The sequence below is a fragment of the Streptomyces sp. PH9007 genome, assembly GCF_059813725.1.
On record NZ_CM187440.1, the window covers coordinates 647,540 to 662,248 of the forward strand.

Consider the following 14,709-nt stretch of genomic DNA (forward strand, 5'->3'; position numbering starts at 1 on the left):
GGGCCGGGTGGGAAATGCGTTGGTAGCCTGGGGCGAGTGCCCAGGACTGTCGTGTCCGGGCTTCTCCTCAGGGGTTTCCTTCTTATGGTTTCTCTTGCTCTCGGGCCGCAGTGGCTGGACCCGGACTGGCTCATCCCGACCTTCGGCCTCATCGGCATCCTGGTGATCGTCTTCGCCGAGTCGGGTCTGCTCATCGGATTCTTTCTCCCCGGTGACTCCCTGTTGTTCACCACGGGACTGCTGGTCGCCACCGACCAGTATCTCGACTACCCGCTGTGGCTGGTGTGCACCCTGATCGTGATCGCCGCCGTAGCTGGCGACCAGGTCGGCTATCTCTTCGGCAGAAAGGTCGGGCCCGCGCTGTTCAACCGGCCGGATTCCCGGCTGTTCAAGCAGGAGAACGTGGCCAAGGCGAGCGAGTTCTTCGCCAAGCACGGCCCCAAGTCCCTCATCCTGGCCCGCTTCGTGCCGATCGTCCGCACCTTCACCCCGATCATCGCCGGGGTGGCGCGCATGGAGTACCGCGTCTTCGTGCTCTACAACGTCATCGGCGGCGTCCTGTGGGGCGCCGGTGTGACGCTGCTGGGGGCGGCGCTGGGGCAGATCGAGTTCGTCCGGGCCAACATCGAGTTCATGCTGATCGGCATCGTGGCCCTGTCGGTGCTGCCGATCGTGATCGAGCTGTGGCGGGCCCGCAGGTCGAGCAGGCGTACGGGCGAGGCCGCGCTCGCCGGTGCCGGTGACGGCGACGCGGAAAGCACCGCGCCCCCGGCCGATGGCCGGGGGCGCCATGCGAAACGCTGAGCGTCGCGCGCGCGGATCAGCGACCCGCTGAGGCGTGCTCTTCCTCCGGTTGCCGCTCGGCCTCTTCCTTGGCCGTGCGGCCGCCGGGGAGGATCCGGGCCACCCAGTGGGAGCGGCCGGCCACCAGTGGTGCGACCACCGCCAGGATGAGCACATAGCTGGCGATGAAGGGCGACAGCCGGGGATCGAGCCCGGCCGTGGCGGCCATGGTGGCGAGGATGAGGGCGAACTCTCCTCTGGCGAGCAAGGTGGTGCCCACATTGGCCGTGGGTTGCGGTCCGAACCCGTAGATCCGGGCCGCGACGATACCGGCGGTCAGGTTCATCGCGACGGTGATCACGACGGCGATCAGCACCGGAACGATGACGGATCCCATGTCGCCCGGGTCGATGGACAGACCGAAGGCGAAGAAGAAGATCGCGGCGAAGGCGTCCCGCAGCGGATGCACCAGATCGCGGATCCGGCTGCCCGAAGCGGTGCTGCCGAGGATCAGACCGACCATGAAGGCACCGATGGCGTCGGCCACCCCGAACTTCTCGGAGATGCCCGCCACCAGGACGGCCGCGCCGAGGAACGAGATGACCAGCAGCTCGTTGTCCTTGATCGCGAACAGTTTGCCGATGACCTTGGTGCCGAAACGGGCGGCCAGGGCGAGCAGCAGCAGGAAGCCGAAGGCCTTGCCGATCTGCAGGGCGGTCTCACCGAAGCCGTCGGCCCCGGAGATGATCGGCTGCAGGGCGGCCAGGTAGAGGGCGAGGAAGATGTCCTCCACCACGATGATGCCCAGGATCGGCTTGGTCTCGGGGTTACCGATGCGCCCGAGGTCCACCAGGATCTTGGTGACGATCGCGGATGAGGAAATTCCGAGGACACCGGCGAAGACGAACGCCTCCGAGGTGCCCCAGCCCATCATGAAACCGAAGGCGAGACCCGCGCCCACGTTCAGGGCGAGATACATCCCACCCGCGATGGCCATCTTCTTGCCACCGGTCTTGAGGTCGTCCATGTGGAACTCAAGGCCGAGGTAGAACAGCAGGAGAACCAGCCCGAGGGCGGAGAGCATCTCCAGGTCGTGCGGGTCGTCGAGCAGGACAAAGCCGGGGGTATTGGGTCCGAGAAGTATTCCGGCGAGGATGAACAGCGGGATGGTCGGCAATCCGATGCGGCTGCCAAGGCGAGCCAGGACCGCGGCGGCGACGAAGGCGCCACCCATGGCGAGCAGAGTGTCAGCATGTCCCATGGCCGTCACCTGGGGGGTGTGACGGTCGGGAGCAACGGGAAGCCGATGCGGGCGGGCGTCGTCAAGTGGATGTCTCCTCCTGGGCGTCCGGACGTCTCGGTCAAGTGAGCGTCAAGAAAGCGTTAATAGTTAGCTTACCAAACCATTTTTTGGTCTGGTTTTCTTCCCGTGACCTGCGTCACGGGTCAACGGACGCTCACAGGGAGAGACGGGCGTCCGCACCGCACCCGGGGATCGCACCCCATGTGCACGGGATGCCCCGATGTGGGCGGCCCGGCCCGCGTACACAGGGAAACACACACCATGGCCGAAAACTTCCGCGCGCCCGTGCGACGGGAACGGCGACGCGGTGCAGGTTAGTTGTGTTCGTGCCCGGATGTGCAGTCCCCCCGGGGACGGACGCTCATCCCTCATGAACAACACGAAGGAGAGAACGCCGACATGGTGTTCAAGAAGCTGCTCGGAGCCCTCGGAGTGGGTGGCCCCACGGTGGACACGGTCCTGGACGGCGGGCCGCAGGGCCTCGCCGTGCTGCCGGGCGGCGCCCTGACCGGACGGGTCGAACTGCGCGGCGGCTCCGCCGAGACGGACATCAATCACATCACCCTCCACCTCGTCGCCCGCGTCGAGGCCGACGGCCAGGGCGTCGGGGGCCGCGACGCCGAGGGCTTCGTCGCCTTCGACCAGATCACGGTCGGCGGCGGATTCCGTCTGGGCCAGGAAGAACAGCGCTCCATCCCCTTCACCGTCCATCTCCCGTGGGAGACCCCCATCACCGAGCTGTACGGGCAGCCGCTGGGGGTCGTCCTCGGCGTCCGTACCGAACTGGCCGTGTCCGGCGCCAAGGACAAGGGCGACCTCGACCCGATGCGGGTGGCCCCGCTGCCCCTCCAGGAGAAGATCCTGGAGGCCTTCGGCACCCTCGGCTTCGGCTTCCGCACCGCTGACCTGGAGTTGGGACACATTCCGGGTACCGGTCAGAGCCTGCCCTTCTACCAGGAGATCGAACTCAACCCGTCGCCCCAGTACGCGCACGTGATGCGCGAGATCGAGGTGACATTCCTCACCACCCCGGGTGGCGTCGAGGTCGTCCTGGAGGCCGACAAGCGCGGCGGCTTCTTCGGACAAGGCGGGCAGGACACCTTGCTGCGCTTCGGCGCCTCGCACGCGGACGCCGAGCAGCGTGACTGGACGGCCGAGGTGGCGTCCTGGATCGAGCAGCTGGCCACCCGCCAGCAGCAGCGCGGCGCGATGGGGTACGGCGGCCAGCAGGGCGGCTTCCAGCAAGGGGGTTACCCGCACGGTGGCTACCAGCAGGGCTACCCGCAGGGCGGCTACCCGGGGCAGCAGCCGCAGCGCTCCGGGCCCGGGATGGGCGGGGTCGTCGCGGGTGCGGCGGCCGGTGTCGCGGTCGGCGCCCTCGGCGCCTACGCCATCGGCGAGATGATGGACGGCGACGACGGCGGCGACGTCGAGGCCGCCGAAGAGGACTTCGGCGGCGACGAGGAGTAAGCGGGACCGGCGTGTGGAGGCACGGGGCGGCGCGAACCGCTCCGTGCCCCCGCCCCCGGCCGGCCGGATCGCGCCGGCCGGCCGGTCAGCCATCAGCCGGTCAGGTCGTCCGCGAAGGACGCCACCCAGGCCAGCGGCGCGTTCCAGTTGATGGTGACCTCGTTGGTCGCGTACGACTCGATGTGGTCGATGTAACACATCGCCGGGGCGCAGCCGGCCAGCCGCTCCTCCGCGACCGGGTCCTGGAGCTCCTGGTTGGGGCCGCCGGCCACGCTGCCGGGCGGCGGGTTCGGGAGCGCGGGGTTCAGCTGGTTCGCCCAGAACCGGTGGTGCTGGTTCTGCGCGTACCGCTCGCCGTACCCGGTGACGTACGACAGGTTCAGCGGGTTGGCGCCCAGCAGGTAGTCGAAGCCGCGCAGCAGCGCGTCCCGGTGGGCGGGATCGCCGGCCAGATCGTAAGCGGTGCCCAGCACCACCATGTTGTTGAGGACCTGGCTGTTGGAGCCCCAGAAGTAGCCGCCGCCGTCCGGCGAGTCGTAGGGCACCCCGTACGCCGAGCCCGCCGAGTCGGCCGCGAACCCGTCCGCCGCCTCGATCAGCAGGCCACGGATGTCCGCCAGTTCGGCGGCCGGCAGCTCGCTGTCCACGGTGGCCAGGCTCAGCGCGCCCAGACCGGCCGTGGACTGCCAGGAGAGCCCGTTGCGCGGGAAGACCGCGTCGACGTCGCCGTGCAGCTCCGACCCGAGCAGCGCCTGACGGTAGGCGTCCTCGCCCGTGGTGACGAAGAGTTCGGCCGCCGCCCAGTAGAACTCGTCCCGGACGTCGGAGTCGTCGTACGCGCCACCGCCCTGCCCGTCGGTCGGGGAGGCGTACCGCTCCGGGTTCGCCAGCGCCGCCTGCCAGGCGGAGGTGGCCGTGCTCGCGCAGCGGTCGGCGAACTCCGCGTCGTAGGGCGCGTACAGCCGGGCGCACTGCGCCGCCGCTGCCGCCAGGTTGAGCGTGGCGGCGGTGGACGGCGGGGCCAGCTCGCGCGGCTGCGGGTCCTGGTCGGGCCGCAGCGGAAGGCCCGTCCACTCGCGGTCGTGCAGCTTGTGGTGCGCCATGCCGGCCAGCGGCTCACCTGCCGGGACCTGCATCCGCAGCAGGAACTCCAGCTGCCAGCGTGCCTCGTCCAGGATGTCCGGGACACCGTTGCCCTGCTCGGGGATGGCGAGGCTGCCGTCCCCCAGCGCGTCGCCGTCGGCGCCCTCGGCGGTCAGGGTGCGCTCGTAGGAGGACATCAGCTGGGCCACCGAGATGCCGCCGTTGACGACGTACTTGCCGTGGTCGCCCGCGTCGTACCAGCCGCCGTGCGCGTCCAGGGTGTAGTCGCACTGGCCGGGGCGGCAGGGCACCTCGAAGTCGCCCTGGTTGGCGCCCTCGTTCAGGTGCCCGGCGGGGCGGGCGTACTGCTCCCCGACGTACTGCGCCTCGATCTCGATGCCACTGCGGTTGTGGTAGAAGTACGCGAGCGCGTCGGTGCGCAGCGTCGAGTAGAGGTCGTCGCCGATGGCGAACGGCTCGCTCACCTCCCCGTCGACCGCGACCGTGTACCCCTCCCCCGGTTCGGCGAACGCCCCCAGGTCGAAGGTGTGGACGTGCTGCTCGGAGGTGGGGTCGACGCCGACGGGCGTGGTGCTGCCGGTGGCCAGCTCCGTACCGTCCGCGTCACGCAGGGACCAGCTCAGGGGCGAGGTGGCGTCGCTGACCAGAGTGCCCCGCTTGGGCCCGTCGGTGAGGTAGCCGACCTGATTGACGCGCACCGGCGATCCGGTGTCCGGCTCGTACACGGGGGGTTCGGCGCCACCGCGCAGCGAGACGTCATCCAGACAGAAGGTGTACGGCTGCTGGTGGCCGCCGAGTTGGAAGGCCAGCTGGGCGGCGGTGTGGTCGTTCTTGGCCGTGAAGACGTGGGTGACCGGCTCGGGGTCGGACCCGATGGGGTCCACCGCGGCCAGCTCGGTGGTCCAGGGCTCCTCGGCCAGCTGGACGAGGCTGCGGATGGCGACCGGGGCGGAGGCGGTCGCGGTGTAAGTGAGGGAGTACGTCTCGCCCTCGGTGAGCGGAAGATCGTCCTGCCCGATGATGGCGTCCCAGGCGTTCAGGGTGCCGCCGGGCACGTCGGCGCACAGCTGTCCGTCGAAGACGGCGGCGGGGCTATCCGGGGTCCACCACCAGGGGGCGGTGCCGTTCGAGAAGTCGCCGTTGACGATGAGTTCGGGCGGCTCCTCGGCGCCGGCGCTGGTGGTGACGGCGGTGAGGGCCCCGGCCAGCAGGGCGGTGACGGTGACGGCCGCCAGCGGCAGCCGGCGTCTGCGATGGCGTCCGGAAGGTGCTGAGGACACGGCTCTTGTCCTTCCACGGATCGGTGGGGGGTGGGGGGAGCGGTCCCCTTGGATGGGAGCGCTCCCATCGCATCGTCGGGGTGCTCCGCCTCCCCGTCAAGGCATCGGACGCCCCCCGGTGCGGACTCCGTTGACCGTTCCATACGGCGACAGCCGTCTCACCTGCCCCGACCGTCGGCTGCCCCGCCGCACCGGATCGTCGACGCCCGGGCTCCGGCACGACGTCTCGGTGTCGTGCTGCGGTCCGGAGCGTGCGGCCCGCGTCCTTGCGGCCGCGGACCGTGACTCATGCCGCCGTGGTGCGGAACGTGCTGGGGCTGAGGCCCTTGTGGCGCTTGAAGGCGGCGCTGAAGCCAAAGGCGTCGGCGTAGCCGACCGTCTTGGCGATCTGGGCGATGCTGAGGTCGGTGTCGGCCAGGAGTGACTCGGCGTCGTCCATGCGGCACTCGGTGAGGTAGGTGAGGGGCGGACGGCCCATCAGCTCGGTGAAGCGCCGGGCGAACAGTGCCCGGGAGACGCCGGCTTGAGCGGCCAGCGACGCGACCGTCCAGCTCTCGGCGGGCCGCCCGTGGAAGGCGTGCAGGGCGGGGGCGAGGACCGGGTCGGCGAGGCCGCGGTACCAGCCGGGCGCGTCGGCGCCCGCCCGGTCGAACCAGGTGCGCAGCGTGCAGACCAGCGCCCAGTCGAGGAGCCGGTCCATCAGCGCCTGCGAACCGGCGGAGAGCCGGGCGGCGTCGGCGGCGGAGCTCTCCAGCCAGGCGCAGACATCGGTGTCGTCGGCGATGACCAGGACGGGCGGCAGGGCGCGCAGGAGCCGTTCGTGGCGGTGCCCCGAGGCGCGGTAGGCGCCCACGATCAGGGCGGTCGCTCCCTCCGGTCCGGCGCCCCAGTGGATGCCGTCGAGTTCCTGGGCAGTGCACGCGGCGTCCGCGGTGAAGCAGTTGACCTCGTACGCCGTGTGGGGGCGGTGGACAGTGGCGGGCTTGTCCGCAAGGCGGAACCGCGCGGGGCCCCGGACGATGGCCGTGTCGCCCGCCCCGATCGCCCGCTCGGTGCCGTCGGACAGCAGCAGCGTGCCGCCACCGCGCAGCATGCTGACCATGGTGAGCGGAGCGGCGTCGGCGAAGGTGATGCTCCAGGGCTCCGTCAGGACGGCATTGCTGACGACCGAGCCCTCGGCCCGGATACCGCTCAGCAGTGAACTCAGGGGATCCACAGCGTGATCGTAGACGATCTCCTATGTCCTGGAGAGTTTCTCCCATGGATCATCCACGGGGCCACGGCTGTACTGGACTCACCGCACAGATTGAGCCCTCGGGAGACACCGTGCCGCAGCACAGCAGTGACACCAGGACGGCCCTCGTGGTCGTCGCGCACCACCGCAGCGATTCCCTCACCGCCCACACCGCCCGCCGCGCGGCTGCCCAGCTCGAGGCCGCCGGGTACCGCATCGACCTCCTCAACCTGCACGCCGAGGGGTTCGACCCGCGGATGAACGTGGAGGACCAGCCGGAATGGGGCAACCGGGAGAAGCCGTACTCGGACGAGACGCACGCCCACATGCGGCGGATCCTCGACGCCGATGTCGTCGTCGCCGTCTTCCCGGTGTACTGGCAGAGTGTGCCCGCCGTCCTCAAGGGATGGATCGACCGCGTATGGAACTACGGGTTCGCCTACGGTCGCAGCAAGCCCCGCCTGGCGGGCAAGCGCGTGCTGTGGCTGGGCCTGGCCGGCGCCACCGCCGACGACCCCAGCGCGGAGTCGATGCAGTCCGTCCTCGACACCAACCTGAACGACAGCATCGCCTACTACTGCGGCTTCTCCCGCTCCACCGTGGGTTTGCTCCTTGGCGCGGAGGAGCGACCGCAGCGCATCGACGCCGAGGGCAATCTGCTGGTCGGCGAAGCGGTCTCCGGGGCCGAGCGGGAGGCGCAGTACACCGATTTCGACCGTCGGGCACGGAAGTTCGTGGAGGAGTTCCTCGCGGACGAACCAGTCGCGGCCTGACGGCCTCCGGATCCGAGGGTCCGAGCCCTTCAGGCGGTCGGTGCCGGTACCGGGTCCGGGGTGGGAGCGGGGAAGGCGGGCAGTTCGGGGCGGAGGTGGCGCAGGAAGCCATCGGGCACGGGATAGGGACGTTCCTCGGGCAGCAGAGCACGGGCCGCGTCCAGCTCTCCGGCCCGTACGTGGGCGTGGACGGTGTGCGCGAGGTCGGTGACGTCCGTGATGGAGACCGTCCACGCGTCCGCGTAGCGGCGGGCGGCCTCGCCGGTGAGGCCGAGTTGCAGAGAACGGTGGGGCAACGGGTTCAGCCACAGGTCGCGTTCGGGGTCCCACTGCACCCGGGCCGGAGTGTCACGCAACTGCCGTTTCCAGGTGGCGTGGTCGGGGTGGATCCCGGACGCGTAGTGGGAGAGGCAGGCGTGCTCCAGGGCCCATGCGAAGCCCTCGCGGGTGATCTCGACGGCCAGGACGGTCTCCTGATCGTTCTTGGTGCCCCAGCCGCAGCGGTACATCATCCACAGGAAGGACGGTTTGATCCACGTCATCCGGTCCCGCTTCCAGGTCGCGGGGAAACGTCCGTCCCGGGCGGCGGGCAGGCCGATGGCTGGTGCGTACGCCTGGTAGACGGTGACCGTGGTGACGGTGTGCTGGGCGCGGATCTCGTACCTGGGTGTTGTCACCCGCCCAGCCTTGTGACATCTGGCGGCCCACGCCATCGATTTACCCGGTGCCCCTGGTGCCCGGGCCTGCGGGCGTCCGTGTGGGGAGCCGACCCATGGGGCCGGCTCCCCACACGGCGCACGGGAGCACGATCAGACGGCCTGACCGGCAACCCCGGCGACAAACGCCGCCCAGGCGTTCGCCCCCACGATCAGCACCGGGCCGCTGCCCTCATGCTTGGTATCCCGCGCCGCGACCCGGTGGCCCACGAAGGCCGCCTCCACGCAGCTGGACTGGCCGTTGCTGTAGCTGGACGTGAACCACGCCGCAGTCCTCAGATCAACCTCGCTCATAACTCCCTGCCACGTCCGAGATCAGGCGCCGGGACGCCTGCTCGTCAAGTGAAGCGGTCCAGATGTCGCTGAAGGCGCCGGCGTACCGCTCCACTTCCGCCGGCTTGTCCAAGTACAAGTCTCCCGTGAAACCGTCTGCGTACACGGTGGGCGGCTCAGTCTCCTTGCCCTCTCCGTTCCCCGGAAAACGCAGGATCGTGAATTGACCCGTCAACGCGCCCATGTGCATCCCAGCCGAGAACGGCACGACGCGCAATGCCACGTTGGGCAACTCAGAGGCTTCCCCGATGCGTGCGACCTGCTCCGCCATCAGTCGGTTTCCGCCCACCGGACGGCGCAACACGGCCTCGTTGATCACAATCTGCAGCGCGGGAGCCGCCACGACTCGCGTGAGCAACATCTGGCGGGCCTTGCGGAGGGTGACTCGCTTGTCGATCTCCTCCGGGGTCGCTGCGGGGTTGTGGGTGCGCATCACAGCCCTCGCGTAGTCCTCGGTCTGGAGCAGCCCCGGCACAAGTTCGGGCTCGTACCAGTCGATCCGGTCTGCGGCCTCCTCCAGCCCGATGTAGAGGTCGAAGGTGTCGGGCACCACATCACCGTAGGCGTGCCACCACCCTCGGGATTTGGTCTCCTTCGCCAGTCCCATCAGGATTTCGGTCATCTCGGCGTCCGCGCCGTAGATTTCGCACATCGCCTTGGCGTCGAGACTGCGGAGCGAGGTCTGCCCCGTCTCGATGCGCCACAGTTTGGGTTCCGACCATTCCAGAGCGCGAGCCGCTGCCCTGACCGTAAGGCGTGCCTGCCCCCGCAGATCCCTGAGATACCGACCGAGTTGCCGCCTCGGCACGGTCGAACCAGTGGTTGCCGCTGGCATCGGGCCCCCTTTCCGTCCTCGTTGTGCAAGGCTGCCGGCACTAAAAATGAAGGACCCATTGAGCCCTATTTGAAAGACACGTCAACCTAGCGAAAAAGAGAATCTGAAGTCTTGCAATTCCACTTCCCCAGAGGGCACTCTAATGGCGCCGTCGCTCGGTGTACAAGTGCCGTGACTTCGCGTCACTTTGACGCGCCATCGGTGCCGCACTGCTCCGCGTCGGCCGGCACGTGCCCGGCTGCGCCGGGCTGATCCATGGCAGGTGAACCCTGGTGCACACCGTGAATCCGGAGCGAGTACAGGACGGCGAAGAGCCGGACGAGGCCGAAGAGCTGCCGCCGGAGGATGACGACCACACCGAACTGCGGGAGAAGGTCCGGCACATCAACGCTTCCAGTGAGACCGGGCTCGGCATCAAGAGCGGTGGCCGGGCGCTCGGTGGGGGTGCGCGGTGAGCGGGTGGCCCGAGGCGGTGGAGATCACCGCCGAGACCGTACTGGTCGGGGATGTGATCTCGGTCGGCGGCCGGATGCTGGTGGTGGTCGACCTGGTGCTGACGACCCGGGGCGGGCGGCGGCTGGAGTTCGCCACCGGGGAGGCGCTGACGCTGCACTCCCGGTCGCGGCTGAACGCGACCCGCACGAGCCGCCGGGGACGCCGGTGATCACGGCGGCCGGCACCCGGCCCGTCCCACCACGGCTGGGGGACCGCTCGGAGTGGGTGCTCGGGCGCTGCTGGCTGTGGTGCGGGAACCGGCACACCTGGGTGCTGTGGCTGGGACAGGCGAGGACCACCGGCCACCACGCCCCGCTGTACGCCTGCGAGGAGTGCGTGGACCGGCTGCACCACACGATCATCGACTACGGCGAGGCCATGACGGACGCGCCGGTGGACGGTTCGGGGATACGGGTCCCGCTGTACCTGGCAGCCGATGAGACGCCGTGGCCGGGGCCCGTACGGTATCGGCGCGGACGGCACCGGCGCCCGCGTACGGCGCTCGGACGGCTGTGGGAACGGGTCATCACGGGGCGTTCCGCGCGGTGAGAAGGCCGCCGGGCCGGGAGCGCGCACGCTCCCGGCCCGGTGCCGGCTCCGGAGGCGATGTCCGGTTCAGGAGACGATGTCCTTGGTGCGGAAGCCCCGGAAGGCGAGGGCGAACAGCACCAGCGCGAAGGACACCGACACCGAGGCGCCCTTGAGCATGCCGGTCCACTCCAGTTGCGGCTGGAGGGCGTCCAGCCAGGCGAAGGCCCAGTGGGCGGGCAGGAATTCACGCCAGTCGCCGAGCGCCGTGATGGCGTCCAGGATGTTGCCCACGATGGTGAGGCCGATGGCGCCGCCGACCGCGCCCAGCGGGGCGTCGGTGACCGTGGACAGCCAGAACGCGAGCGCGGCGGTGACCAGTTGGCTCACGAACACATAGCCGGTGATCAGCGCGATCCGGCCCACCGATTCGCCCGCCGCGATGCTGCCGCCGGTGGGCAGCTGGAGCGGTCCCCAGCCGTACGCCGCCGTTCCCACGCCGAGCGCCACCAGGGGCAGCAGCACCATCGCGGCGGCGCTGAACAGCAGTGCCACGGTGAGCTTGCTGGCCAGCAGCCGCGAACGCGGCACCGGCGCGGCCAGCAGGTAACGCAGTGAGGACCAGCCGGCCTCCGAGGCGACGGTGTCGCCGCAGAACAGCGCCACCGGCAGCACCAGCAGGAAGCCGGCGGACAGGAAGAGGCAGGTGATGGCGAAGTTGGGGCCGGAGACGGTCGCCACGTCCATGATGCTGGGCGCGGAACGGTCCTCCCGGCCGCCGCCGATGGCGAAGGCGATGGCCACCACGAACGGCAGCGCGATCAGAATGCCCGCCACCACCTGGGTGCGGCGGCGGCGCAGTTGCCTGGCGGCCTCGACCCGCAGCGGGAGGGTGCGGCGGGGGCTGTAGCCGGGGGCAACCACGGTGTCGGTCGGGGCGATCACGCCGCGCCTCCGATCAGGGTGAGGAAGGCGTCCTCGAGACGGCGGTGCGGGCCGATGGCCGACACCGGGACCTCCAGCCGGACGAGTTCGGGCAGGAGTTCGGTGGAGGTCATGCCGTCCAGCCGGATGAGCAGACCGTCGTCGGTGGACCGGACGTCGGCCACGCCGGGCAGGTCGGCGATCTTGTCGGTCAGGGCGTCGGGCACCGGGCGGGCGAGGGTGGCCAGCACGGTGTCCCCGGTGCCGGTGATGTCGGCGACGGGTCCCGCCTGGACGAGCTGTCCCCGGTCCATGACGACCAGATGGGTACAGGTCTGTTCCACCTCGGCCAGCAGGTGGCTGGAGACGATCACGGTGCGGCCGGCCGCCGCGTAGCGGATCATCACCTCGCGCATCTCGCGGATCTGCGGCGGGTCGAGGCCGTTGGTGGGCTCGTCGAGGATCAGCAGGTCCGGCAGCCCGAGCATGGCTTGGGCGATGGCGAGCCGCTGCCGCATGCCCTGCGAGTAGGTGCGCACCGCCCGTTCCAGGGCGTCGCCGAGGCCGGCGATCTCCAGCGCCTCCGCCACGTGGGCGTCGGCGGCCGGGCGGCCGGTGGCGCGCCAGTACAGGTCGAGGTTGGCGCGGCCGGAGAGGTGGGGCAGGAAGCCGGCGCCCTCGACGAAGGCGCCGACCCGGGAGAGGACCGGGGCGCCAGGGGTGATGCGCTGTCCGAAGACCCGGATCTCCCCGGCGTCGGGGGTGATCAGGCCCATGAGCATGCGCAGGGTGGTGGTCTTGCCCGCCCCGTTGGGGCCGAGCAGGCCGAGGACCTGTCCGCGTTCGACCGAGAAGCCGAGGTCGCGCACGGCGTAGCGGTCGCTGGCGCCCGCGTAGCGCTTGGTGAGACCGGTGATGCGCAGCGGTGCGGGTTCGGTGCCGGCGGGCGTGCCGGGCGCGGTGTCGTGGGTGCCGTGGGCGTCGTGGGCGTCGTGGGCGGCGGTGGCCGGGGCGGGCACCGGTGCGGCGGGTGCGCCGGTCGCGGTGGCCGCCGTCGCGTCACCGTCCCTCGCGTCGTGGTCCGCAGCGTCGCCGTCCGGCGTGCCGCTCGCCGCAGTGGCCGGGGCCGCACCGGCGGGCGGCGTGGTCGTGCGGCGGCGGCCGGTCAGCAGCAGGGCGGCGGCGATCGCCGCGGCGATCAGGGGCAGGCCCCAGGTCCACCAGGTGAGGGTGGCCGGCAGCAGGGCGGTCTGCGGCGCGGTGGGGACGGTCAGGCCCTGGTCGCCGGCCAGGGCCACGGTGTGGATCGCCGGGTCGGCCGGGGAGGCGTAGCCGAGGTCGGTGGTGGAGACCACCAGCCGCATGCGGTGGCCCGCCTCGAAGGGGTAGTCGATGGCGGGGAGCGGCAGGTCCACGGTGGTGCCCTCCCCGTCGGTGCCGCTCACCCGCACGGGGGTGACGAGCTGGGCGGGCAGCGACTGGGTGCTGCCGTCCGGGGAGACGTCGTACACCTTGAGGAAGAGCACCGCCTCGGGGGCGTCCGAGGCGATGTGCAGGCGGACGCCGGGCGAGCCGGTGACCCGGACGGTGTCGGTCAGGGGTGCGGAGTCGAAGCTCGCGGTCTGGCCGGGGAAGTCCAGGGCCAGGCCCAGGCCCAGGGTGGACAGCCCGCTGAGCGAGCCGAGGCCGGGGACGGCGGAGATCGAGGGCGGGGTGCCGCCGGCCGGGTTGGCGAAGGTCTGGGGCTCCCCGCTCAGCTCCACCTGGCGCGGGTCGCCGTGCAGGCCGGGGTAGGTGTCGGCCTCGGCGCCGCGCAGGTTGGTGTCGCCGTTGGTGGTGTCGATGCCGGAGATGCGGGTGACCCGGAAGGCCGGTCCGGTGTCGGTGCCCTCCTCGCCCTTGAGGTAGTGGTCGAACCAGGCGGTGACGCGGTCCTGGATCCGGCCGCTCTCGGAGACGCCGCCGTCGTGTCCCGCCCAGGTCCAGTCGACGGCGACCGGGGCGCCGTTGGCCTCGATGGCCTCGGCCATGGCGTCCGCGTGGTCCAGGGGGAAGAGTGAGTCGTGCTGGCCCTGCACGATGAGGGCGGGGACGTCGATGCGGTCGGCGACGGCGGACGGGCTGCGTTCGGTGAGCAGCGCGGTGGCCTCGTCGTCGGGGGCGCCGGTGACGGCGACGCGTTCGTACATCGCGCACAGGTCGGCGGCGAAGTTCCCGCAGCCGGGGGCGCCGTTCTCGCTCGCGCCGGTGGTGAAGAAGATCCCGGCCCACAGCTTCTTGAAGACGCCGTCGGGGAAGAGCGCGTCGGCGAGGTTCCAGTAGGTGATGCGGGGCGCGATGGCGTCGACCCGGTCGTCGTGCCCGGCGGCCAGCAGCGAGATGGCGCCGCCGTACGAGTCGCCGCTGATGCCGACCCGGGGGTCGCCCTCGGCGTCGAGCTGGACCTCGGGCTGTTGGGCGAGCCAGTCGATGAGGCGGCTGACGTCGGCGACCTCGGCGTCGGGGTCGTTCAGGCCGATCTGCCCGCCGGAGTCGCCGAAGCCGCGCGCGGACCAGGTGAGGACCGCGTAGCCGTCGCGGGCGAGTGCCTCGGCCTGGCCGCGCAGGTCGTCCTTGCTGCCGCCGAAGCCGTGGGCCAGCAGGACGGCGGGGCGGGGGGTGCCGGGGTCACCGGCGGTGAAGTAGGAGGTGTCGATCCCTATGGAGTCGCCGTCCCCGTCCGGCATCTCGGCCATCCGGTCCTGGCGGTGCACATCGGGTCCGCCGTCCCCCGCGGCGACGGTCCAGGTGCCGGCTCCGACGAGGACGGCGGCCAGGGCTGCGGCACCCGCGAGCAGCCGCCCGCGCCGCCATGGCCTAGGAGGGGTCATGGGCACGGGGTTCCTTCCACGGGCGGATCACCAACCTAACCGATCACCCGGAGGGACCCCG

Annotated in this window: 14 protein-coding genes; 6 read left to right on the plus strand and 8 right to left on the minus strand. The window is 70.8% G+C overall.

What is annotated here, in order from left to right; translation table 11 throughout:
• Positions 1 to 84 precede the first annotated feature (84 nt).
• Positions 85 to 804 carry a DedA family protein gene (locus ACTFAP_RS02790; protein WP_390119930.1) on the plus strand — a complete coding sequence of 240 codons (720 nt, stop codon included), beginning with the start codon at positions 85 to 87 and terminating at the stop codon, positions 802 to 804.
• A 16-nt stretch (positions 805 to 820) separates the two neighbouring features.
• On the opposite strand, the gene ACTFAP_RS02795 is transcribed toward ACTFAP_RS02790, so the two are convergent.
• On the minus strand, positions 821 to 2,017 hold the full coding sequence (locus ACTFAP_RS02795) for a cation:proton antiporter (protein WP_400012741.1): 1,197 nt from the start codon (positions 2,015 to 2,017) through the stop codon (positions 821 to 823).
• A gap of 468 nt (positions 2,018 to 2,485) precedes the next feature.
• On the opposite strand from ACTFAP_RS02795, the gene ACTFAP_RS02800 reads away from it, so the two are divergent.
• Positions 2,486 to 3,556 (plus strand): sporulation protein, encoded by a 1,071-nt coding sequence (locus tag ACTFAP_RS02800; protein ID WP_500468132.1) that lies wholly within the window; start codon positions 2,486 to 2,488, stop codon positions 3,554 to 3,556.
• A gap of 92 nt (positions 3,557 to 3,648) precedes the next feature.
• On the opposite strand, the gene ACTFAP_RS02805 is transcribed toward ACTFAP_RS02800, so the two are convergent.
• Both ACTFAP_RS02805 and ACTFAP_RS02810 read right to left on the minus strand, forming a co-directional pair.
• Complete coding sequence (locus ACTFAP_RS02805; protein WP_500468133.1) at positions 3,649 to 5,940, minus strand: glycoside hydrolase family 9 protein; 2,292 nt, start codon at positions 5,938 to 5,940, stop codon at positions 3,649 to 3,651.
• 286 nt (positions 5,941 to 6,226) lie between these two features.
• A complete protein-coding gene (locus ACTFAP_RS02810) occupies positions 6,227 to 7,156 on the minus strand; it encodes an AraC family transcriptional regulator (RefSeq protein WP_500468134.1) in 930 nt (309 codons plus the stop codon).
• Positions 7,157 to 7,266: 110 nt separating this feature from the next.
• On the opposite strand from ACTFAP_RS02810, the gene ACTFAP_RS02815 reads away from it, so the two are divergent.
• Positions 7,267 to 7,947, plus strand: a complete 681-nt coding sequence (locus tag ACTFAP_RS02815; protein ID WP_390119941.1) for an NAD(P)H oxidoreductase — start codon at positions 7,267 to 7,269, stop codon at positions 7,945 to 7,947.
• Between the two features lie 29 nt (positions 7,948 to 7,976).
• On the opposite strand, the gene ACTFAP_RS02820 is transcribed toward ACTFAP_RS02815, so the two are convergent.
• The 3 genes from ACTFAP_RS02820 to ACTFAP_RS02830 form a co-directional block, all read right to left on the minus strand.
• Positions 7,977 to 8,660 carry a DUF4291 domain-containing protein gene (locus ACTFAP_RS02820; protein WP_500468135.1) on the minus strand — a complete coding sequence of 228 codons (684 nt, stop codon included), beginning with the start codon at positions 8,658 to 8,660 and terminating at the stop codon, positions 7,977 to 7,979.
• A gap of 96 nt (positions 8,661 to 8,756) precedes the next feature.
• A complete protein-coding gene (locus tag ACTFAP_RS02825) occupies positions 8,757 to 8,957 on the minus strand; it encodes a DUF397 domain-containing protein (RefSeq protein ID WP_500468136.1) in 201 nt (66 codons plus the stop codon).
• On the minus strand, positions 8,944 to 9,831 hold the full coding sequence (locus tag ACTFAP_RS02830) for a helix-turn-helix domain-containing protein (RefSeq protein ID WP_500468137.1): 888 nt from the start codon (positions 9,829 to 9,831) through the stop codon (positions 8,944 to 8,946). The genes ACTFAP_RS02825 and ACTFAP_RS02830 overlap by 14 nt, the downstream gene beginning before the upstream one ends.
• Positions 9,832 to 10,103: 272 nt before the next feature.
• On the opposite strand from ACTFAP_RS02830, the gene ACTFAP_RS02835 reads away from it, so the two are divergent.
• Genes ACTFAP_RS02835 through ACTFAP_RS02845 form a run of 3 tightly spaced genes read left to right on the plus strand, consistent with a single transcriptional unit; the run spans position 10,104 to position 10,875 of the window.
• Positions 10,104 to 10,286, plus strand: coding sequence for a hypothetical protein (locus ACTFAP_RS02835; protein WP_500468138.1), 183 nt, complete (start codon positions 10,104 to 10,106; stop codon positions 10,284 to 10,286).
• Positions 10,283 to 10,495, plus strand: a complete 213-nt coding sequence (locus tag ACTFAP_RS02840; protein WP_500468139.1) for a hypothetical protein — start codon at positions 10,283 to 10,285, stop codon at positions 10,493 to 10,495. Before ACTFAP_RS02835 ends, ACTFAP_RS02840 begins: the two co-directional genes overlap by 4 nt.
• Positions 10,492 to 10,875 (plus strand): hypothetical protein, encoded by a 384-nt coding sequence (locus ACTFAP_RS02845; RefSeq protein ID WP_046722863.1) that lies wholly within the window; start codon positions 10,492 to 10,494, stop codon positions 10,873 to 10,875. Before ACTFAP_RS02840 ends, ACTFAP_RS02845 begins: the two co-directional genes overlap by 4 nt.
• Before the next feature lie 66 nt (positions 10,876 to 10,941).
• Here ACTFAP_RS02845 and ACTFAP_RS02850 read toward each other — a convergent pair whose 3' ends face one another.
• Together ACTFAP_RS02850 and ACTFAP_RS02855 are read right to left on the minus strand one after the other, a co-directional pair.
• On the minus strand, positions 10,942 to 11,799 hold the full coding sequence (locus ACTFAP_RS02850; RefSeq protein WP_500468140.1) for an ABC transporter permease: 858 nt from the start codon (positions 11,797 to 11,799) through the stop codon (positions 10,942 to 10,944).
• Positions 11,796 to 14,648 carry an alpha/beta fold hydrolase gene (locus ACTFAP_RS02855; RefSeq protein ID WP_500468141.1) on the minus strand — a complete coding sequence of 951 codons (2,853 nt, stop codon included), beginning with the start codon at positions 14,646 to 14,648 and terminating at the stop codon, positions 11,796 to 11,798. Before ACTFAP_RS02855 ends, ACTFAP_RS02850 begins: the two co-directional genes overlap by 4 nt.
• Positions 14,649 to 14,709: the final 61 nt, after the last annotated feature.